Origin of the sequence: Clostridium thermopalmarium DSM 5974 (assembly GCF_002995795.1) — a bacterium.
Classification (GTDB): domain Bacteria; phylum Bacillota; class Clostridia; order Clostridiales; family Clostridiaceae; genus Clostridium_H; species Clostridium_H thermopalmarium.
The window spans coordinates 1-19,904 of sequence record NZ_PVXN01000046.1 but is presented as its reverse complement, the minus strand read 5'-3'; the positions used below and the strand labels follow the sequence as shown (position 1 = coordinate 19,904).

Sequence of the window (19,904 nt, the reverse complement as noted above, 5' to 3'; positions counted from 1 at the left end):
CTTCTCTTAATATTTCTTCCTTCAATTCTTTTGTATAAGTTCTTCCTCTCATGGCTTACCTCCAATCACTTTCTACATTATAATAAATGTATAGGCAATTGTCCAAATCAATTTAGGGGCTTATGAGCTACTATCTTCCAGAGGGGTATGACAACATCAAGAAATACCCATTAATGGTGGTTATGCCCGGCTATAACATGATGTGGTTTGGCGAGGAATCCTCCGGGAGTAATCTGAATCGGAATGGATTTCGTGCCTGGACAGAATTGGACGAGGACATAATTGTGGTGTCGGCCCAACTTACCGACTGGGGGGATAAATCTGCAAGACAAGCCATTGAGCTTACTGAGTATTTTCTCCAAAATTTTGCTGTGGATGAGAGTCGGGTCGTAAGCGTCAAATTTTTAGTACCTTTAATAACTTCAAAAATAGCATTAAAATATCCTAAGTAAGGCAATTTATTAAGCTTTACTAGGATTAATTTATTTCCTATCTTTAATTTTCATGTTTTCAGGGATCTTATTAGACCAAGGCATAAGATTATCTAAGCTTTCGCTATCGGATACATCTATCTTTGATAGATTATCAAATAAATAAACCAAATACCTTTCTACAACTAATTTATTAGCCTTGGCAGTTTCAACAATGCTATAAATATTGCCACTTGCAGTTGCACCTTTAGCAGTGTTTGCAAAAAGGAAATTTTTACGACCTATAACGAAAGGTTTAATAGCTCTTTCCGCTGCATTATTATCTACTTCTAAAGAACCATCTAGTAGTACATTTTTTAATCCTGGTAAATGTTTTTTAGCATAATCAAGTGCTTTACCAAGCGGACTTCTTGGAAGAGCATCTTTTATTTCTCTTTCAACATAATCAATAAAGTTATCTATAATTGGAGCTAATTTTTCAGCTCTTATTTTAAATCTAATATCATAATAATCGTCCTTACTTGAAAAGGATTCTCTAAGCTCTTTTTCAAGTTTGTAAATTTGCTCACAATAATTAAACCCTATTATTGCTCTAGAATTTTTTAGGGCTTCTTCATCTAAGTCTACAATTATATTATGGAAGTATCTTCTTATGTGAGCTAAGCAATACACCCTTGTAGCCTTTGTAACGGAGTTATAACCACTATAACCATCCGTTTGGAGAAAACCTTTGAAATCTCCTAGGAAATTCTTAGGACAAGAGCTGGATCTGGTACTTTGATAATCATATAAAATTACCGGCTTTGAATTAGTATCGCTCATATATAACCACATATATTTTTGAGATTTAGAATCTTTTCCATTGTCATTAATTACTCTTAGAGTAGTTTCATCGGCATGAATATAATTTCTGCTTAGTAATTCTTTTTTCATGTGGTTATATATTGGTTTTAAAGCTTCCGCTGCTGACATAGTCCAGTTACATAGAGTTTGTCTTGAAAGAGTAGCACCCATCATATCAAAATAGCTTTCTTGTCTATAAAGAGGCATAGCATGTTGATATTTAAGTATAAGAGTATGAGCAATTAACTCATTAGAAGCCATACTATTATAAAAAATAGTTTGTGGAGCTTCTGCTGAAATTATATTACTTTCACTGATTTCTTTTTCGCAGGATTTACAAGCGTAGCTGTAAATCACGTGTTCTTCAACTATAAGTTTAGCTGGAATATATTTAATTATCTCTTTTTTTGATTTTACACCTATTTCAACTAATTGCTCTCCGCATTCTTTACAGTTAAGGTCAGCACCTTCTAATTTATGTTCAATAACAACTCTTTCTAAGTTTGCTAGATTATCTTTCTTTCCTGTATATGTATTTTTCTTAGATCTTTTATATGTAATTTCCTCTAAAGCAGGTTCTTCCACCTTTGAATCACTATATTTTTCGGCCTCGTTAAAAAAAGATAGTTGATTAGCATCTGCCTTTTCACTAGATACTCCAAATATCTTTCTATTTTTATTTGTTATAACAGTTTTTAAGAAATTTAATTCGTTTTTAAGCTTTCTTATTTCCTCATCTTTTGAGTTTAATTCTTTTTCCATTTTTTCAATTAATAATTTTGTATTTTCATCAAGTTCATTAGTTAAAATTTCGTGATTCATGATTACCTCTTTAGATTTATTTTATATATTTATTATATCACAAAAACCGTTGAAAATAAAGGTTTTTCAACGGTTTTGGAGTGATAAACTTTTAAAAATAATTACTTTGTTTTATAGGTTTAAACTTAGATTTTGTTCTTACTTCGTAGCCCTTTAGAAGCCACCGTAATTCTTCTATATTTACTTTCAATTCTTCTTCTGTGGTAGCAGGCCATTTGAAGCGATTCGCTTCTAAACGGTGATAATATAGCCAAAAACCTTCGTCAAAGTGAAGAATTTTTAATTTGTCCATTTGTCTATTACAAAAAACAAATAACGCTTTTTCAAAAGGATTTAGCTTGAATTGATTTTGAACTATCATAACTAACCCATCAATACTTTTCCTTAAATCCGTGTAGCCGCAGGCAAGATAAACTGTTTCTACTTTATCTATATTTAACATTTTGCAGCTAACTCCTTTACTATTGATGATATTAGAATAGCTTCACTAACAGGTATAGTTATTATAGCATTACCTATTGTAATTTTTACTTCATTCAAAGCAAATGTATTTTCTTTGATAGTCTTTTCTTTACTATCTAAAGAGATAGCATGAAAAACAGGTGTGTTATTCTCAACTTCTGATTTCTCTAATCTTTTTTTATGATAATAAAATTGACTTTTAGTAAGTTTATTTTCTATACAAAAATCTTTAACAGTTATTGTCCCCTTACATGCATCAAATTTATTAATATATTCTTCCCAGGTTGCATTATCTAATTTTCTAGACATAATTATATCCTCCCATTAATAATCTTTTTCTTAATTTTATCAATTGGGAGGATATGCTATCTAGGTACTTAATTTTTTACGCTTACTGGCATACTTACAGGAGCGGGCAAAAAAAGGTGGCATACCAGTACCATAAGGAAGATATTAAGCAATGAAAAATATATTGGTGATGCATTGCTCCAAAAAACTTACACAGTAGATTTTCTTACAAAAAAGAGGGTTGTAAATAACGGTATCGTACCTCAATATTATGTTGAGAATAGTCATGAAGCTATTATCCCGCGTGAAATTTTCATGCAGGTTCAAGAAGAGTTAGTTCGTAGAAGTAAAGGACATATAAGTACTAGTGGAAAGAAAAGAAACTTTAGTGCAAATCATGTATTTTCACAAATTATTTTCTGTGGAGAGTGTGGTGAAATATACCGTAGAGTTCATTGGAATAACAGAGGCAAAAAATCGATTGTTTGGAGATGTGTCAGTAGGCTTGAGAATACAGGGTTAGCTTGTCATTCTCGAACTGTACAAGAGGACATGATAGGCTTAGCTACGGTGGATGCAATTAATAAGCTATTTGGGCAAAAAGATGACTTTTTGATTACCTTAAAGGAAAATATAGAAACTGTGATAAGTGAAACGGACAATAATTTAGTGTATGAAATAGATAAAAGGCTCGAAGAATTACAAAAAGATCTTTTGCGATTGGCCAATTCTAAAGAAGATTATAATGATATAGCCGATGAAATCTATAGGCTTAGGGATGAAAGGCATAAAGTTTTAGCAGAAGAAGCCGGAAAAAAGGGTTCTAAGCAAAGACTAGAAGAAATGGTTGATTTCCTAAATGAACAACCCACCCTCCTTGAGGAGTATGATGAGCAACTAGTAAAAAAGCTTATAGAGAAAATAACGGTCTATGATGATAAACTTACTATTGAATTTAAATCTGGTGTTGAAATTGACATAGAAATATAAAATGGGTTTGACCGCCGATTAAGGGGCTGTGGCATCTTGGTCGGCGGTTTTTGTAATTAACTTATTACAATTACAAAATCATATTGACAACTATCGATATGCTTGATATTATTGTCATATCGAGAACATTCGATATCATTGATACATATAAATATAAAGGAGGTAATTTTATGAAGCATTCATATGCAGATTATGTTCCTGCAATTAAGGCTATGTCAGATGAAACACGATTAAAGATTATTGATATGCTATCGTGTGGAGAAATGTGCGCATGCGATATATTAGAAGAATTCAGTATTTCTCAATCCACTCTTAGTTATCATATGAAGATATTATCTGAAAGTGGTCTTGTAAATGCAGTACGTGATGGGGCATGGATGAGATATACATTAAACAAGAAAAAAACGGATGAGGTAATAGCTTTCTTTACATGCATAACAAATGACAAAGAAGATTGTATTTGTAAAAAGAGCAAAAATAAAAAATCTGATAATCAATGTTGTTAAGGAGGATTTAGTAATGAAAAATATTGAGATTTTTGACCCAGCAATGTGTTGCTCAACAGGAGTTTGTGGTCCATCTATTGATCCGGAGCTGTTAAGAGTAGCAACTGTAATTAATTCGCTTAAAGAAAAAGGGATTATTATAAAAAGGCATGGTTTGTCTAGTGAACCCCAGGATTTTATCTCCAATAAAGTTATAAGTGAAATTCTACAAAAGGAAGGAGCAGATATTCTTCCTGTAACACTTTTAGATGGTGAAATTGTAAAAACCAAAAGCTACCCAACAAACGAAGAGTTTTCAGAATGGTTAGGGGTGGAAATAAGCACAAAACCTCAAAAGAAGAGTGGCTGCTGCGGACCAAAGGGGTGCTGTTAAGATGTTAAAGAATAATTATGAGCCATTTAGTTTAGATGGGATAAATCTGACTAAGTATATGTTTTTCACAGGAAAGGGTGGTGTAGGTAAAACTTCAACCGCTTGTGCTGTGGCAGTAAATTTAGCTGATAATGGAAAAAGTGTTCTCCTTATAAGCACTGATCCTGCATCCAATTTACAGGATGTTTTTAATACTGAGCTTGATGGCAAAGGTGTGCCGATTGATGGAGTGCCGGGTTTAGTTGTGGCGAATCTTGACCCAGAGGAAGCTGCCAGAGAGTATAGGGAATCGGTTATTGCTCCATATAGGGGGAAGTTGCCGGATAGTGTAATTGTAAATATGGAGGAACAACTCTCAGGTTCATGTACAGTTGAAATTGCCGCTTTTGACCAGTTTTCGAACTTCATCACTGATAAATCCACAGAGAATAAATACGATTATATTATTTTTGATACTGCTCCGACAGGGCACACACTTCGTATGCTGCAATTACCATCAGCCTGGAGTAATTTTATCAGTGAAAGTACACATGGGGCGTCATGTTTAGGTCAGCTCGCTGGACTTCAAGATAAAAAGGATATGTATAAGAATGCGGTTGAAAACCTTGCAGATAAAGATAAAACAACTTTGATATTGGTATCAAGGCCGGAGGAAACTCCTTTGATTGAAGCTGAACGTTCAAGCCATGAGCTTAGTGAGCTAGGGATAAACAATCAGGTTTTAATTATCAATGGTATACTGAGTGAAGCAACTGACGATGTTTCGATTAAAATGTTAGATAAGCAGCAAAAGGCTTTGGAAAATATGCCACAGGGTTTAAAAAAGTTTAAGATTTTCACTATACCACTTCGTTCCTATAACGTTGTAGGTATTGATAATATTAGAACATTTTTATATAGTGACGAATACACAAAAAATAGTATTTATAGCAAATCCTTAAATTTAAGACACCTAGATGTTCTGATTGAAGATATTTATAGGGCAGGTAAAAAAGTGATATTTACAATGGGCAAAGGCGGTGTTGGAAAAACAACTATTGCTGCAACCATTGCTGTGGCTCTTGCTAGAAAGGGTGTTAAGGTACATTTAACATCTACAGACCCAGCTAATCATCTCAAATATGTGGTTGAAGATACTGAAAATATTAAGCTAAGTAAAATAGATGAAAAGCAGGAACTATTGCGATATCAAAATGAGGTATTAAGTAAGGCTCGTGAAACAATGAGCGAAGATGATGTTGCTTATGTTGAAGAGGATTTACGCTCTCCATGCACACAGGAGATTGCAGTATTTAGAGCATTTGCTGAGATTGTTGACAAGGCTGAAAACGAAGTTGTAATAATTGATACTGCACCAACGGGTCACACGCTTCTGTTGCTTGATTCTACACAGAGTTATCATAAAGAGGTTCAGAGAACAAAAGGTGAAACGCCAATATCTGTTCAAAGATTACTTCCAAGACTTCGGGATGAGAAACAGACAGAGGTTATAATTGTAACATTGCCTGAAGCAACACCGGTATTTGAAGCTCAGAGACTGGGTGATGACCTGAATAGAGCGGGAATTAATAACAAATGGTGGGTGGTTAATCAGTGCCTTTCATTGACGAATACTAAAAATAGTATGTTAATAGCTCGCGCTGATGCTGAAAAGCAATGGCTGGAAAAAGTTAAGCAAATAAGTTCTGATAACTTTGTTGCAATCCCCTGGTTTCAGGATGCATCAATTGAAAATATAGTGAACTTTTCTGGAGGTAGTAAAAGTGATGAATAAAAGTGATGCTGGCTGTTGCTCTTGTGGCAGTGGCTGCTGCGGACAAGAACAGAAAAAAAAAGGCAGATTATAATAGATTTTCTTTATCTTGATCTGAGTGTATGTAAGAGGTGTCAAGGAACTGAAACTAATCTTGAGGATGCAGTTAATGAAGTATCAACGGTATTAAGAGCGGCAGGGTTTGATATAGTATTGAATAAGATTAATATAAATTCAAGGGAGTTAGCCATTGAACACCATTTTTTAAGTTCTCCAACCATTCGTGTAAATGGCAGGGATATTGCTCTTGAGGTTAAGGAATCTTCCTGCAAGGAATGTGGAGATCTATGTGGCGACTCTGTGGATTGCAGAGTTTGGGTGCAGGATGGTATAGAGTATACGGAACCACCAAAATCCATGATTATTAACGCAATTTTGAAAGAAGTTTATGATGGCCATAGTTCAATCCCCTTGACAAATGAGAAATATGAAATCCCACAAAACTTAATTACATTTTTTGATAGCTTGGAAAGAAAGGAGTATTGATTTAACATGAGTAAGGAACAAAATAGTGGAATTGGATTTTTTGAAAAGTACTTAACTGTATGGGTTATTTTATGTATGTTTGCAGGGGTATTGATTGGAAAGTTTTTACCTGGAATACCAGCGTTTTTAGGACGTTTTGAATATGCAAATGTATCAATACCAATGGCGATTTTAATCTGGCTTATGATATATCCAATGATGCTAAAAGTAGATTTTCAAAGTATTAGAAATGTAGGCAAAAATCCCAAGGGACTTTTTGTTACATGGATAACCAACTGGTTGATAAAGCCATTTACTATGTTCGGCATTGCATGGCTGTTTTTCTTTGTAATTTTTAAATCTCTAATTCCGGCAGAATTGGCACAAGACTATCTTGCGGGAGCAATACTTCTTGGAGCAGCACCGTGTACAGCGATGGTATTTGTATGGAGTTATTTGACCAAAGGCAACGCAGCTTATACCGTCGTGCAAGTGGCAACAAATGATCTTATAATTCTCATAGCTTTCACGCCTATAGTTGCGTTTCTTCTAGGTGTGGGCGGCGTAACCATACCCTGGGACACTCTTATTTTATCTGTAGTATTGTTTGTTGTTATCCCGCTAGCTGGTGGCATAATTACCCGTAATTACATCACAAAAAGGCGAGGACTCGATTACTTTGAAAAGAGTTTTATACCGAAGTTTGGGAATGTCACCACCATAGGTCTATTGCTAACATTAATAATAATCTTTTCATTCCAGGGCGATGTAATTCTGAATAATCCACTGCATATTGTTTTAATTGCTATACCATTAATTATTCAGACTTTCCTAATCTTTTTCATTGCATATCTAGCAAGCAAGGCTATAAAACTTCCTCATGAGATAGCAGCGCCTGCTGGCATGATTGGCGCCTCTAACTTTTTTGAACTGGCAGTTGCCGTTGCGATTGCATTGTTTGGAACTCAAAGCCCAGCTGCACTTGCTACCATTGTAGGAGTTCTAACAGAAGTGCCTGTTATGTTGATATTAGTAAAGATAGCGAATAATACAAGACACTGGTTTCCAGAAAAATCAAGAAAGTAGGTATGGCCAATGAGTAATAAACTAAAGGTTGCATTTATATGTGTTCATAATTCATGTCGAAGCCAAATAGCCGAGGCACTTGGTAAGCACTTTGCAGGAGATATATTTGAAAGCTACTCTGCTGGCACAGAAACAAAACCTCAAATTAACCAGGATGCTGTGCGTCTAATGAAAGAGCTTTATGATATAGATATGGAGAAAATTCAACATTCAAAGTTGCTTGATGAAATACCTCCAGTAGATATTGTTATTACAATGGGGTGTAATGTGGAATGCCCTTACCTTCCATGTAAACACAGGGAAGATTGGGGGTTGGATGATCCTACAGGTAAGAGTGATGAGGAATTTAAAAAAGTAATATCAACTATAGAAACAAAAATAAAAGAGTTAAAAGCAAAACTAAAGTCATAATAATTATAACGCCAATTACAAATCTAGTAGTTGGCGTTATAATTATATATGTCGATATGTTCCCGCCTACCGATAGTGCAAAAAGTGCCTTTGACTTGTTTCCGACTACCGACAATGTAAAAGACATCAATCCACCCCGCTCGTTGCATGTTGAGGCGGTATGCCTGATTTCTAAAAAGTAAGGTTCGAAAACCTATTTGACTTTTAATATACTTAAAAAGACGTATTTTGCTGCTAAAAAAGAGCAACATATGTTCTGTAAGTTTAAAATAAGAAGGCTAGCTATATGGAATGAAAAATTAGTGAACAAGTTAGAAGAAAAACTTCCGGCGGCCGACAGACTTTTGGGCGTGCAGTTCTGGCTTAACCTTCCCGCGAAGGACAAAATAGCTCCACCAGCTTATCATAACATCAAAAACTTAGAAATTGAGGAAATTGATTTTGATTGTGGTAAATCAAGATTATTAGCAGGTTAATTTAAAGATAGAAATTGGACATTTAGTATGTTTTATAGTAGAATTTGATTATATTTCAAAAATAATTTGAATATATCGGTGACCTTAACTGCCGATATTTTTCAAACAAGGTTTAGGTGCTAAAATGATTAGAAATTTTGAAATTACGGAATTAAAATCAATAATGCGAATATGGCTTGAATCAAATATTAAAGCACACGATTTTATTGATAAAAGTTATTGGCAAGATAATTATGATTTAGTTCAAGCAATGCTACCTAATGCCACAATCTTTGTATATGAAGAAAAGAAACAAATACAGGGCTTTATCGGCTTAATGGGTAATTATATTGCCGGAATATTTGTTGAAGAAAGCAATCAGTCCAAAGGCATAGGTAAAGAATTGCTTAATTATGTCAAAAAGAGCAATTCTAAGCTATTGCTTCAAGTATACAAAAAAAACGTTCGGGCAGTTAAATTTTATGAGAGAGAAGATTTTGTGATTTTAAAAGAACAGATTGATGTAAATACTGGTGAAATAGAATTTGTAATGAAGTGGACCAAACGTGAATGTTAAGTAACTGACAAAAATAAAAATGGTGTGGACCTGGTATTATTAGAGATAAATAGAAAAGTAAGAAAAATAGGCATGTCAAAAGACCTGTCCTCTTTACATATTCAGAATTACTTAAAGAGAATTTGAATATAAAATAATTGAAATTAAGATAAACTAAAAACACACCTCTTCCTGCACTCGAAATGTTATTACCGGGGATGCCATGGTTTTGGAGGAAGGTCGGCCTGTGATTGCAAACCCGCAGTTCACGCTGGATTTAAAGCAGACTGAGAGCTCAATGAAGAAGCTCCTGTCGCTCAAAGCAAATGCCTATTATTGCTATCACGGCGGCGTGTATGGTAAGGCATAGCCGAGATGGTTTTGCTAATCCAGTCAATAAGCTTAGCTTAAGGAAGACGAAAAAAACGAAAGGTCATCGGAATCCGTAGTTAATGCCATGGGAGTAACAAGGGAACGGGATTACTATCACCGTCATATAGCATTCTATAGTACTTTTCATGCAGCACTGACGGATAAGTTTGGGGTTAATTGGAATATTGTTGCTGAAAAAACACCAGATAATCATTAATCCTTAAACCGCAATTATGCTGATGACTTCTGCGAAAATATACGCAGAAATTATCAGCTTTTTTATTTCTGTAAAAATAAGGAGGATTTTATGCTTATAAGTTTAGCACTTATTTTTTTGTTAGGTCTGATGTTAGGAAAAATATTCAATCAACTTAAATTACCTAGTCTCTTAGGCATGATTATTGATCGTTTATATACTAAACTTCTTAAGCATGAATATTATGCGGATTTTTTAGATTTAAATATGTAGAACAATATAACCTTTCCTACTTTTTAGCTAAGGGGGGACTAATACGCAAACCCCCCTATTTCTGCATAGTTATATCATTACTCTGCAACAACCCATGTTGAGTGTGTTGTGTTGATTGGGAATGGATAGGTTGATTTCAAAGGACTTAAAGGTTTTTAGATAAAAATAGAAGTAAGCTTTATGTTCTCTCAGAATAGTGAGAGATTTTTCTATTTGACAGTTTAAATGAGAATTTTTATAATGAGTATATATTCACTCATAAATGGAGGTAAGAGAATGCCCCGTACAAAAAAGCAATTTGAAGAAATGAGAAAATTGACAAGAAAAAAAATTCAAACAGCAGCATTGCATTTATTTGCAAGAAAAGGCTTATCGGCTACAAATGTACAAGAAATTGCTGATATTGCTGGAATCAGCATTGGTCTTTTGTATAAGCATTATAGGACCAAAGAAGACATGTTCTATGAACTTGTAGAAATAGCCTTTAACGGTCTTAAAGAAATCAGCATCAGACTTTGCGCAGATGAATCGCCTAAAGTTATTTTAGAGCGAATCATTGATGAAATTTATGAAGAACTTGCAAATAATGAGGATTTTACAAATCTGTTGAAGCTTTTAACTCAGGCCTTATTATCAAGCAGGGAGGATGAAAAGTTGGCAAGACTTCTTGCGGAGGACTTCACTATGCTTCAAGCCTTGGCCAATCTAATACGACGCGGACAGGAACTCGGTGAATTCCGTTCAGGTGATTCTTTTGAAATGGCTATTTTTTTCTTATCAACGATTCAGGGGATCACGATTATGCAAGAAGCTTTTCAACCGGTCTTTAAACTACCGGCTAAATCCTTTATAACAAATTTCCTATATGAAGAATGAAAGAAATAATATGCATTTAGATAACGCCATTAAAATTAGAAATTTAAAGAAATTATAAAAAGGAGTGGAGAAAAATACTTGTCACTTTACTTAAAGCTGGCAGCAGTGTGGCTATTTATATGTAAGGTATGAAAGTGATTTTGTTGATTATGATTATGAGTATACATCCGCTCATAAAATAATGGATGAATACAAATTTTATACACTAGATATATCCGATTTTACAGTTTTTTCTACATAAGGAAGGAGATCTAATTATGAAATGTAAAGGTTACGACTTTACAATTATCAGAGCAGATAAAATAGAGTTAGATGTAAGGAAACAAATGTCTGAAATATTTGCAGAAGGTTTTGCGCAGTGGCTTGAATATTTTTCAAAAGATAAAAATATAATCGCCAAGACTTTTGCTCATATGTTTGTTTTAGACCAGTTCTATGTAGCTGTAGTAGATAATAAAATTGCAGCAATGGCTGCTTGTACAGATTGTAGAGCTTTGGCGGTAAGACTAGACAAGAAAGAGCTAAGAAAGCATTTAGGTATTATTAAAGGTAGCATTGCTGGAATTGTTTTAAAAAAAGAATTTGAAAGTCCATTTAAAAATCCTGCTCCCGAAACTGGCTCTATTGAATATGTAGGTACAGCCCTTGAATTTAGAGGGCAAGGTGCTGCTTCACAAATTATAAGATATATTATAGAAAATACCTCGTACAAAAAATATTTAATTGAGGCGGTAGCTGACACCAATCTGCCTGCTCTAAAACTATATAAAAAACTGGGCTTTAAGGAATATAAAAGGAAATCTCTTCCCCCAAATCGTGCAAAGAAAGTTGGGATTAATAATATTGTTTCTCTGAAATATGTGAGATAAAGTTAAATATATTATATACTTGCGATGATGAATTTCAAGTATGAGACTGAGGTGATAGGTCTTAACTTATGAATACTACCTGGTCAAACAGAGAATAACCGACCGCAGAGTGCTGAAGCTGATAAACGGCTGGCTGAAGGCAGGAGCGCTGGAGAACGGTCAATATAGCGAAAGTGCACTTGGAGTACCACAGGGGGGAGTTATATCGCCTCTCTTATCCAACATATATCTAAATTATTTTGATGTATGTTGGAGTAAGAGGTTCGGGGACATTTGGGAGAATTGGTATGATATGCGGATGATTTTGTGATATTGTGCAAGCGATTATCTCATGCAGAAGAAGCACTGAGTGTTGTAAAACGGATTATAGGAAAGCTGGAATTAACATTGCATAGGGAGAAAACAAGGCTTGTTGATATGTATTTTGGAAAAAATAGCTTTGATTTTCTTGGCTTCAACAATAGATTTCAGCGTTTCAGAAACAAAAGCTGGAAGTGGTATTGGATATTACAGCAAGTACAGTCTAAAAAGGCTATGAAGAAAATGAGAGCCAACATTAAAGAGGTGTTTGCAAGTCCAAGCAAGCTACTGTTGAGCATGGAAGAAATGGTGAAGATGCTTAATTCTAAAATTATTGGCATGAGAAATTATTATGGTAGACGATTTGCAAGACAGCGGCTGAATGCTGAAGGAAGAAGAATATCAGAAAGCCGTATGCGGGAAAACTGCATGTACGGTTTGATGAGGATGCGGTGGTAACTCCACTGTTCTACTCTATCACGCAAAAACAAATAAATATGTCTTAAGCGGCTTAAAAACAAAGATTCTCAGACTTTCGGTTAGTATAACCGATTGATGGGAATTTTGTTTTTATCCTTGTAGTATAGCTTAGAATATGAAATTTAGGTTAAGGTTGAAACTACGAAATGCTGTTATTTCCGTTGTTTGGGAAAAGCATCCTATTAATTAATATTTATATTTGACTTTATTATTTGTTTGTTATTATAATTAAATACAGAGGACAATTAAATATTGTTGTTTAAATAAAATATTGTAAGCGCTGAATTTCTGTGTAGACAGAATACGGGGGAATCATTTTGGGGTGAATCCAGATTTTCATGCATTGAGAAATCTGGTAGGGCTAATTTCCTTTCGGTCCGAATCCGTCAGCTAACCTCGGAAGCCTTGAAGCGGAGGGGAATTTTTTGGCTTTAGGCGGTCTTCACATTCAGTGAGACCGCTTTTTTAAACAAGTAGGAGCAATATATTATCAAAAACAGCATTGGCCGGACACGCATATTATTAAAGATACGCACTGGTAATACTTTGGGTTGGGTACGAGCCTTCCGGGGTCGCTCTTCCATGCAGTACACTATACATTATTTACTGGTTTGTAAAAAATGTGCTCTCCGTATATTTGGAATGAAATCTGTATGTTATAACAGGAATAGTCGACTGTTTTTAATTAACAAACTAATCATTCAGTGTAAATTAAAAGGGCATGATTAATCAGTTTTTATGTTTAAAATAATGGAGGTGTTACTAATGGGAAATTTAACAGCAGAAACAGTATGTCAAACAAATATGGACAGGTTTAGTAGGCTGAAGGATTCGATAGCGGACTACATACAATGCAAGGACAGAATACTTACAGGTCTTGAAGATGAAGAGCGAATTGAGGCACAAAAGAGAAAAATAATGGATAGACTGGGAGCTACCGAAGAGCAGTGGAACGACTATAAATGGCAGCTAGCTAACCGATTTACCGATATAAACGATTTTGCAGATCTCATAGGAGTATCGCCTAAAAGTATAGCTGGCATCGAAGAGGTCGGTAGGACTTATCGTTATGCAATATCGCCCTATTATCTATCGCTTATTGACCCGGACGATTTAAAATGTCCTATCCGTAAACAAGCTATACCGTCACCGGATGAGTTAATTCCTGACGGAGAGTTGGATCCAATGGACGAGGCCGGCTGGACCCCTGTTGATTCCGTGACAAGGAGATATCCAGACCGACTGATTATAAAGGTGACAAACATATGTGGAATGTATTGCCGTTTTTGTCAGAGAAGGCGCATGATTGGAGAAACGGACAATAACGTGTCCTGGAATAAGATTGAAGCTGCGATAGACTATGTGAGGGAAAATAAGGAAATTCGTGATGTACTCATCACCGGTGGAGATGCATTTATGCTTAGTGACAGTATGATAGAAAAGTTACTGAGTTCACTAAGAGCGATTGATCATGTAGAAATTATAAGATTTGGGACGCGAACACCAGTTACTCTTCCTCAGCGCATAACTGAAAATTTGGTAAATATACTTAAAAAATACCATCCGATCTATGTAAACACACATTTCAACAGTCCGCGCGAAATCACGAAAGAATCAAAAGAAGCTTGCGAACGGTTGGCTAACGCAGGTATTCCTCTTGGAAATCAAATGGTATTGTTGAACGGAGTTAACAACGACCCGTATACTGTGAGAAAACTAAACCAGAGCCTTCTGAAAATTCGGGTAAAACCATACTATATTTTCCATCCAAAGAAGGTTAAAGGTACGTCGCATTTTTGGGTTAGCATTGAAGAAGGTATGGAAATAATGGAAACGTTGAGAGGGCGTACTTCAGGAATGGCGATTCCAACATATATTGTAAATGGACCAGGTGGACTCGGAAAAACTCCGATTTTACCGAATTACTTGATGTATATAGGGGCTGAAAAGGCAGTCTTCCGCAACTGGGAAGGCAAAACATTTGAGATTGACAACAAATAATAAATGAGAAAAACATGAGGAAAGTTCTTGCATTAACAGTAAAGCGATAAGTATTGATATGTTTTCATGGATGCAGGAGTTGAAAATACTTAGTTTGATAATTGATGTAAGAAGTTAATAAATTGACTTATTTGCCCTTTGATATGTGCTTATGAGAACATATCAAAGGGCATTTTAATAGGAAAAACAGATTGTCAAGATTTAACATCAATTAAAAACAGAAAAAAATTCATTCTAGTCATAAAACTCAATAGCTATATAACAAGATGCCAAAAAAGACAATAAGATTTTTGGGAAGATATTAGATAGAATCCAGCAAGAACTTTATATTATTGTCAAACAATAAGAAATAACCTTCATTACGAACTAGAAGAAGTAATTATATGTGCCTTTTTGAAGTAAGCTATATGTTGGGAGATAGAGAAGATGTAGATACTGTAAATTTTTCAATCTTGACATAACTAAAGAATAAATGGTATAATTTATTAAAATTTTATATAGACAGTTCGTTTGCACCATCCTGTCTCTAAACAAAACTAGGGCTATATTTTGAATACATATATTGATATTATACTTTTATGCAATATATGATTGCAAAATAGGCATAGTTTTATGCCTATTTTTTGTTTTTAAATATGTAGTAAATAACCGGAAAGTTTTGTTGAAAAAATAGCTAAAAACCATTCGGCAGGTGTGCAAACATTGAAATAGTTACACTTGCTGGTGGCTTTTTTTGCAAATAGAGTCTGGCAAGCCAGACTCTATTTGTTTATGTTCCTAATTATATTAAACACTACTTTGCTATCTATTTGAGAAAAACAATCAGTTATTAACACTTTATTTTAGAAAGGGTTGAGAATATGTATATTTTAAAAACGGAACAGAGTTTTGATGCAGCACATTTTTTAGCTGGTTATGAAGGAAAGTGTAGTAATATACATGGACATAGATGGCGGGTTGTAATTGAAGTTAAGAGTTTGACACTACAAGACAGTAAGCAATTAAATGGTATGGTCGTTGATTTTAATCAGTTAAAGAAAGACTTAAAAGAAGAAGTAGATTATTTTGATCATATGCTAATTATTGAGAAGAATACATTAAAAACTGAAACAGTTAAGGCTTTGAAAGGGGAAGGATTTAAAATAGTTGTGCTGGATTTTCGACCAACGGCTGAGAACTTGGCAAAATACTTCTTTAATAGAATGAAAATTAAAGGGTATAAAGTGAAATCTGCTGTGGTTTATGAAACACCTAATAATTGCGCTGCCTATGAGGAATAAATTCTTAAAATAAGTGAGTTCAGATAAAATGGAGGTACATAATGACACATTATAAAGTGGCTGAAAAATTTATAAGTCTTAATGGAGAAGGTGTATTAGTAGGACAACCTGCAGTATTTATCAGATTTCATGGGTGTAATCTATCTTGTTCATTCTGTGATACTACATGGGCTAATGAGAAAGATGCAGCATATAGCCTTATGACAGAACACCAAATCTATGAGTATATTAAAGGGACTGGTATAAAAAATGTGACATTAACAGGTGGAGAACCATTACTTGTACCTGCTATAGAAGAGCTTTTATGTTTGCTTTCATCAGATCAATGTTTACATGTTGAGATTGAAACCAATGGAAGTATAGATTTAAGTCCTTTTGCTAACATACAAAATCCTCCTTCTTTTACCATGGATTATAAGCTTCCAAGTAGCTTGATGGAAGATAAAATGTTAGTTTCTAATTTTAAAATACTTAGCAAAAAAGATACGGTTAAATTTGTTGTTGGAAATATGGAGGATTTAAATCGTGCCAGAGAAGTTATTCATGAATATGATTTAGCAAATAAATGCCATGTACTTATTAGCCCTGTTTATGGAAGAATAAAATTGGATAAAATTGCTGATTACTTAATTAAACATCGAATGAATAATGTAGCTATGCAATTACAAATGCACAAGATTATATGGGAACCTAATCGCAGAGAAGTGTAAAAATATTTATTGGAACAATCAATAAACAGTTTAAAGTTTCGTTTATTTAAGAAAGCAAAGGGGGATAGAAATGGCTATAGATACAGAAGCAATTCAGGAACATATAAAAGGTATTATTATAGCACTTGGAGATGATCCAAACCGTGAAGGGTTAAAGGATACTCCTAAGCGAGTAGCCCGTATGTTTGAAGAAGTATTTGAGGGCATGAATTACAGCAACCATGAAATTGCCAACATGTTTAACAAAACATTTGAGGAAGATTTGGCCTTTGTAGAGGAAAATCAGGATTTAATTATAGTAAGGGATATTGAAGTGTTTAGTCATTGTGAACATCATTTAGCCCTTATGTATGACATGAAGGTGACAGTAGCTTATGTTCCAAATGGTAAGGTAATAGGTTTAAGTAAAATTGCCAGAATTGTGGACATGGTGTCAAAGCGATTACAGCTGCAAGAAAGAATTGGTTCTGATATAGCAGAAATTATGCAAAAAATTACAGGCTCAGAAGATATTGCTGTTTTAATAGAAGGATATCATAGCTGTATGACTGCCAGAGGTATTAACAAGGTTGCTGCAAAAACACAGACGAGTACCTTACGTGGACGTTTTAAAACAGATTCTAGCTTAAGAATGCGTTTAAAATAATCTAGCTAGTTATTAAAAATGATTTTAAATCAGTTAAATTTTAAGTTTTGGATACAAAACTTAAAAATAGAAAGGGTGAACAGAAATATGAAAGCACTGGTTTTATTTAGTGGTGGAGTGGATAGTACCACTTGTCTTGCTTTGGCAATTTATAAATATGGAAAAGAAAATGTAATTGCACTGTCCATTTTCTATGGGCAAAAGCATGTAAAAGAGTTGGAGGCTTCTAAAAAAATAGCCGAGTATTATGAAGTGGAACATATTAGTTTGGATGTAGCTAAAATTTTTGAACATAGTGAATGTTGCCTGCTGGACCACTCGAAACAGGAAATTCCGAAAGGCGATTATTTTAGTCAGCTTAAAGAAGCTAGTGGAAATCCAGTATTAACTTACGTACCATTTCGAAATGGTTTATTTTTATCTTGCGCTGCAAGTATTGCACTGTCAAAAGGTTGTAATGTAATTTATTACGGAGCTCATAGAGATGATGCAGCTGGCAATGCATATCCAGATTGCAGTACTTCATTCTATAATGCTATGAATGAAGCTATATATGAAGGAAGTGGAAAACAGTTACATATAGAAGCTCCATTTATTTCTTTAACAAAAGCAGATATTGTAAAAAAGGGTATAGAGCTTAAGGTGCCTTATCAAATGACATGGAGCTGTTACGAAGGTGGAGAGAAACCTTGTGGAGTTTGTGGAACATGCATTGATCGAGCTAAAGCTTTTGAAAAGAATGGGATAAAAGATTTGACTATATAGGAGGTAATAAATTATGAACAAAGAAAATCAAAAGATAGCTGGGATTACTCTACTAGGACAAAAAGAAACCAAATATGAATTGGATTATAATCCAGATGTGTTAGAAGCTTTTGATAACAAACATCCGGAGTATGATTATTTTGTAAAATTTAATTGCCCTGAATTTACATGTATTTGCCCAATTACTGGTCAACCAGATTTTGCTACTATTACTATTGCCTATGTGCCAAATAAAAAATTGGTTGAAAGTAAATCTTTAAAACTTTATCTGTTTAGCTTTAGAAATCACGGTGATTTTCATGAGAATTGTGTAAATGTGATTATGAAAGATTTGATTAAACTATTAGATCCAAAATACATAGAAGTACAGGGTAAATTCACTCCAAGAGGAGGTATTTCAATACACCCTTATTGTAATCACGGAAAAGCTGATACCAGATGGGAAGAAATTGCTTTAAACCGCTTGGCAAACCATGAACTTTATAAGTAAATAAGTATTTCTATAACTCAAAGATATTGATATGTTTCTACGAGACATGGAAACTTTGAAAAATGATTGATATGCTGCCATGAAAGGTACCAATAGTGTAAAGTAGATTCATGTCGAGATGGTTTCACAGATAGTTTTTAAAGAGCCATTTATGGCTCTTTTTTTGCAAAATGAATGATGTACATGGTCTATAACTTATAAAATAGATGAAAAACTTAGTTTTTTAGATACAGCACACCAAAATTGCAATTGACAATTTGGAGTAAATTTCATATAATAAAATGATAGTTATATCAACCACTATATAGTGGTTGTTAGTTTATTTTTTGAAAAGTTTGTTTAATTTAAACTTAATGCAAAAGCAGAAAACGAGTAATGTTTATCATATAAATCCGGCTGATAAACAATACTCGTTTTTTAGAGAAAGGAGTGGTTAATATAATTAGAGAACTGACACGAAGTATACGTGAGTACAAGAAACTATCAATTATAACTCCAATACTCATTAGTATGGAGGTAGTTATTGAATGTATAATTCCATTTATTACTGCAACTTTAGTTAATGAAATTAAAAGTGGATGTGATTTAAACACAATCATTAAGTATGGAATTATTTTAATTATAATGGCATTTTTGTCATTGACTTTTGGCGGAATTGCAGGATCAACCAGCGCTACTGCAGCTTGTGGATATGCAAAGAATTTAAGGAAGGACATGTTCTATAGTATTCAGAATTATTCCTTTGAAAATATCGATAAATTTTCGGCTTCATCGTTGATTACTCGTATGACAACGGATGTTACCAATGTTCAAAATGCATATATGATGCTGATTAGGGTTGCTATTCGATCACCTTTGATGTTAATCTTTGCGTTTGTGATGGCATTTGTAATGGGTGGACGTATGGCATGGATTTTCCTTGTAGTTGTTCCAATTCTTGCGATCGGACTGGGCGTTGTAATATACAAAACATTTCCATTGTTTAGGAAGGTGTTTAAGAAATACGATGCATTGAATAGTGGATTTATGTCAATATAGTAGACACAAAAACTCAAATTTTTATGCAGTTTTTCTTAAAGCATCTTCAAGCTGTTGAGGAGTCATATAACCGATACTGCTATGAAGCCTTTTTCTGTTGTACCAGG

The 19,904-nt window shown here is 34.2% G+C and carries 22 protein-coding genes, 1 pseudogene and 1 riboswitch; of the genes and pseudogenes, 20 read left to right on the top strand and 3 right to left on the bottom strand.

Annotation, left to right across the window (positions count from 1 at the left end):
- Window positions 1-482 precede the first annotated feature (482 nt).
- The 3 genes from tnpC to tnpA all read right to left on the bottom strand — a co-directional run bounded on the left by tnpC (window position 483) and on the right by tnpA (window position 2,867).
- Window positions 483-2,096 carry an IS66 family transposase gene (gene tnpC, locus CPAL_RS08735; protein ID WP_106024440.1) on the bottom strand — a complete coding sequence of 538 codons (1,614 nt, stop codon included), beginning with the start codon at window positions 2,094-2,096 and terminating at the stop codon, window positions 483-485.
- Between the two features lie 91 nt (window positions 2,097-2,187).
- Window positions 2,188-2,538, bottom strand: a complete 351-nt coding sequence (gene tnpB / locus CPAL_RS08730; RefSeq protein ID WP_106024439.1) for an IS66 family insertion sequence element accessory protein TnpB — start codon at window positions 2,536-2,538, stop codon at window positions 2,188-2,190.
- Window positions 2,532-2,867: an IS66 family insertion sequence element accessory protein TnpA gene (gene tnpA, locus CPAL_RS08725; RefSeq protein ID WP_106024438.1), complete on the bottom strand. Its 336-nt coding sequence runs from the start codon at window positions 2,865-2,867 to the stop codon at window positions 2,532-2,534. The genes tnpB and tnpA overlap by 7 nt, the downstream gene beginning before the upstream one ends.
- A 90-nt stretch (window positions 2,868-2,957) precedes the next feature.
- On the opposite strand from tnpA, the gene CPAL_RS08720 reads away from it, so the two are divergent.
- From CPAL_RS08720 to CPAL_RS08625, 20 genes and pseudogenes are all read left to right on the top strand, one after another.
- A complete protein-coding gene (locus CPAL_RS08720; protein WP_479723346.1) occupies window positions 2,958-3,836 on the top strand; it encodes a recombinase family protein in 879 nt (292 codons plus the stop codon).
- 170 nt (window positions 3,837-4,006) lie between these two features.
- On the top strand, window positions 4,007-4,342 hold the full coding sequence (locus CPAL_RS08715) for an ArsR/SmtB family transcription factor (RefSeq protein ID WP_014097256.1): 336 nt from the start codon (window positions 4,007-4,009) through the stop codon (window positions 4,340-4,342).
- A gap of 13 nt (window positions 4,343-4,355) precedes the next feature.
- Window positions 4,356-4,715 carry an arsenite efflux transporter metallochaperone ArsD gene (gene arsD, locus CPAL_RS08710; RefSeq protein ID WP_061857593.1) on the top strand — a complete coding sequence of 120 codons (360 nt, stop codon included), beginning with the start codon at window positions 4,356-4,358 and terminating at the stop codon, window positions 4,713-4,715.
- A gap of 1 nt (window position 4,716) precedes the next feature.
- On the top strand, window positions 4,717-6,489 hold the full coding sequence (arsA, locus tag CPAL_RS08705; RefSeq protein WP_106024437.1) for an arsenical pump-driving ATPase: 1,773 nt from the start codon (window positions 4,717-4,719) through the stop codon (window positions 6,487-6,489).
- A 15-nt stretch (window positions 6,490-6,504) separates the two neighbouring features.
- Window positions 6,505-7,014, top strand: coding sequence for a DUF2703 domain-containing protein (locus CPAL_RS08700; protein ID WP_242976301.1), 510 nt, complete (start codon window positions 6,505-6,507; stop codon window positions 7,012-7,014).
- Between the two features lie 6 nt (window positions 7,015-7,020).
- On the top strand, window positions 7,021-8,079 hold the full coding sequence (gene arsB / locus CPAL_RS08695) for an ACR3 family arsenite efflux transporter (RefSeq protein ID WP_106024436.1): 1,059 nt from the start codon (window positions 7,021-7,023) through the stop codon (window positions 8,077-8,079).
- 9 nt (window positions 8,080-8,088) lie between these two features.
- Window positions 8,089-8,490 (top strand): arsenate reductase ArsC, encoded by a 402-nt coding sequence (locus CPAL_RS08690; RefSeq protein ID WP_061857589.1) that lies wholly within the window; start codon window positions 8,089-8,091, stop codon window positions 8,488-8,490.
- A gap of 251 nt (window positions 8,491-8,741) precedes the next feature.
- Window positions 8,742-8,966: a hypothetical protein gene (locus tag CPAL_RS08685; protein WP_242862601.1), complete on the top strand. Its 225-nt coding sequence runs from the start codon at window positions 8,742-8,744 to the stop codon at window positions 8,964-8,966.
- Between the two features lie 124 nt (window positions 8,967-9,090).
- Window positions 9,091-9,522 (top strand): N-acetyltransferase, encoded by a 432-nt coding sequence (locus tag CPAL_RS08680; protein WP_061857587.1) that lies wholly within the window; start codon window positions 9,091-9,093, stop codon window positions 9,520-9,522.
- Between the two features lie 1,096 nt (window positions 9,523-10,618).
- Complete coding sequence (locus tag CPAL_RS08670; protein WP_061857586.1) at window positions 10,619-11,218, top strand: TetR/AcrR family transcriptional regulator; 600 nt, start codon at window positions 10,619-10,621, stop codon at window positions 11,216-11,218.
- Between the two features lie 257 nt (window positions 11,219-11,475).
- Window positions 11,476-12,087, top strand: a complete 612-nt coding sequence (locus CPAL_RS08665) for a GNAT family N-acetyltransferase (RefSeq protein WP_061857585.1) — start codon at window positions 11,476-11,478, stop codon at window positions 12,085-12,087.
- A 303-nt stretch (window positions 12,088-12,390) separates the two neighbouring features.
- Window positions 12,391-12,534, top strand: a pseudogene (locus CPAL_RS14290) (group II intron reverse transcriptase/maturase); the annotation flags it as partial.
- Between the two features lie 87 nt (window positions 12,535-12,621).
- Entirely contained in the window at window positions 12,622-12,846 is a 225-nt protein-coding gene (locus CPAL_RS14285; protein WP_475664621.1) for a group II intron maturase-specific domain-containing protein, read from the top strand.
- Window positions 12,847-13,135: 289 nt separating this feature from the next.
- A riboswitch (cyclic di-AMP (ydaO/yuaA leader) is annotated at window positions 13,136-13,287 on the top strand.
- Window positions 13,288-13,632: 345 nt separating this feature from the next.
- A complete protein-coding gene (locus CPAL_RS08655) occupies window positions 13,633-14,868 on the top strand; it encodes a KamA family radical SAM protein (RefSeq protein ID WP_061857584.1) in 1,236 nt (411 codons plus the stop codon).
- A gap of 860 nt (window positions 14,869-15,728) precedes the next feature.
- Entirely contained in the window at window positions 15,729-16,148 is a 420-nt protein-coding gene (queD, locus tag CPAL_RS08650) for a 6-carboxytetrahydropterin synthase QueD (RefSeq protein ID WP_106024435.1), read from the top strand.
- 41 nt (window positions 16,149-16,189) lie between these two features.
- Window positions 16,190-16,858 (top strand): putative 7-carboxy-7-deazaguanine synthase QueE, encoded by a 669-nt coding sequence (queE, locus tag CPAL_RS08645; RefSeq protein WP_106024434.1) that lies wholly within the window; start codon window positions 16,190-16,192, stop codon window positions 16,856-16,858.
- A 70-nt stretch (window positions 16,859-16,928) separates the two neighbouring features.
- Entirely contained in the window at window positions 16,929-17,504 is a 576-nt protein-coding gene (gene folE / locus CPAL_RS08640) for a GTP cyclohydrolase I FolE (RefSeq protein ID WP_061857581.1), read from the top strand.
- Between the two features lie 87 nt (window positions 17,505-17,591).
- On the top strand, window positions 17,592-18,269 hold the full coding sequence (gene queC / locus CPAL_RS08635; protein WP_106024433.1) for a 7-cyano-7-deazaguanine synthase QueC: 678 nt from the start codon (window positions 17,592-17,594) through the stop codon (window positions 18,267-18,269).
- A gap of 13 nt (window positions 18,270-18,282) precedes the next feature.
- A complete protein-coding gene (gene queF / locus CPAL_RS08630; RefSeq protein ID WP_061857579.1) occupies window positions 18,283-18,759 on the top strand; it encodes a preQ(1) synthase in 477 nt (158 codons plus the stop codon).
- Window positions 18,760-19,188: 429 nt separating this feature from the next.
- Window positions 19,189-19,797: an ABC transporter transmembrane domain-containing protein gene (locus tag CPAL_RS08625; RefSeq protein ID WP_341458496.1), complete on the top strand. Its 609-nt coding sequence runs from the start codon at window positions 19,189-19,191 to the stop codon at window positions 19,795-19,797.
- Window positions 19,798-19,904: the final 107 nt, after the last annotated feature.

Bases quoted from the DNA above. Each gene is read 5' to 3' on its own strand.
- folE (WP_061857581.1), top strand. From the start codon at position 16,929: ATGGCTATAGATACAGAAGCAATTCAGGAACATATAAAAGGTATTATT.
- arsA (WP_106024437.1), top strand. From the start codon at position 4,717: ATGTTAAAGAATAATTATGAGCCATTTAGTTTAGATGGGATAAATCTG.
- CPAL_RS08690 (WP_061857589.1), top strand. From the start codon at position 8,089: ATGAGTAATAAACTAAAGGTTGCATTTATATGTGTTCATAATTCATGT.
- tnpC (WP_106024440.1), bottom strand. From the start codon at position 2,096: ATGAATCACGAAATTTTAACTAATGAACTTGATGAAAATACAAAATTA.
- tnpA (WP_106024438.1), bottom strand. From the start codon at position 2,867: ATGTCTAGAAAATTAGATAATGCAACCTGGGAAGAATATATTAATAAA.
- CPAL_RS08665 (WP_061857585.1), top strand. From the start codon at position 11,476: ATGAAATGTAAAGGTTACGACTTTACAATTATCAGAGCAGATAAAATA.
- CPAL_RS14285 (WP_475664621.1), top strand. From the start codon at position 12,622: ATGAAGAAAATGAGAGCCAACATTAAAGAGGTGTTTGCAAGTCCAAGC.
- CPAL_RS08670 (WP_061857586.1), top strand. From the start codon at position 10,619: ATGCCCCGTACAAAAAAGCAATTTGAAGAAATGAGAAAATTGACAAGA.
- CPAL_RS08685 (WP_242862601.1), top strand. From the start codon at position 8,742: ATGTTCTGTAAGTTTAAAATAAGAAGGCTAGCTATATGGAATGAAAAA.
- arsD (WP_061857593.1), top strand. From the start codon at position 4,356: ATGAAAAATATTGAGATTTTTGACCCAGCAATGTGTTGCTCAACAGGA.
- tnpB (WP_106024439.1), bottom strand. From the start codon at position 2,538: ATGTTAAATATAGATAAAGTAGAAACAGTTTATCTTGCCTGCGGCTAC.
- arsB (WP_106024436.1), top strand. From the start codon at position 7,021: ATGAGTAAGGAACAAAATAGTGGAATTGGATTTTTTGAAAAGTACTTA.
- queF (WP_061857579.1), top strand. From the start codon at position 18,283: ATGAACAAAGAAAATCAAAAGATAGCTGGGATTACTCTACTAGGACAA.
- CPAL_RS08715 (WP_014097256.1), top strand. From the start codon at position 4,007: ATGAAGCATTCATATGCAGATTATGTTCCTGCAATTAAGGCTATGTCA.
- CPAL_RS08655 (WP_061857584.1), top strand. From the start codon at position 13,633: ATGGGAAATTTAACAGCAGAAACAGTATGTCAAACAAATATGGACAGG.
- queD (WP_106024435.1), top strand. From the start codon at position 15,729: ATGTATATTTTAAAAACGGAACAGAGTTTTGATGCAGCACATTTTTTA.
- CPAL_RS08680 (WP_061857587.1), top strand. From the start codon at position 9,091: ATGATTAGAAATTTTGAAATTACGGAATTAAAATCAATAATGCGAATA.
- queC (WP_106024433.1), top strand. From the start codon at position 17,592: ATGAAAGCACTGGTTTTATTTAGTGGTGGAGTGGATAGTACCACTTGT.
- queE (WP_106024434.1), top strand. From the start codon at position 16,190: ATGACACATTATAAAGTGGCTGAAAAATTTATAAGTCTTAATGGAGAA.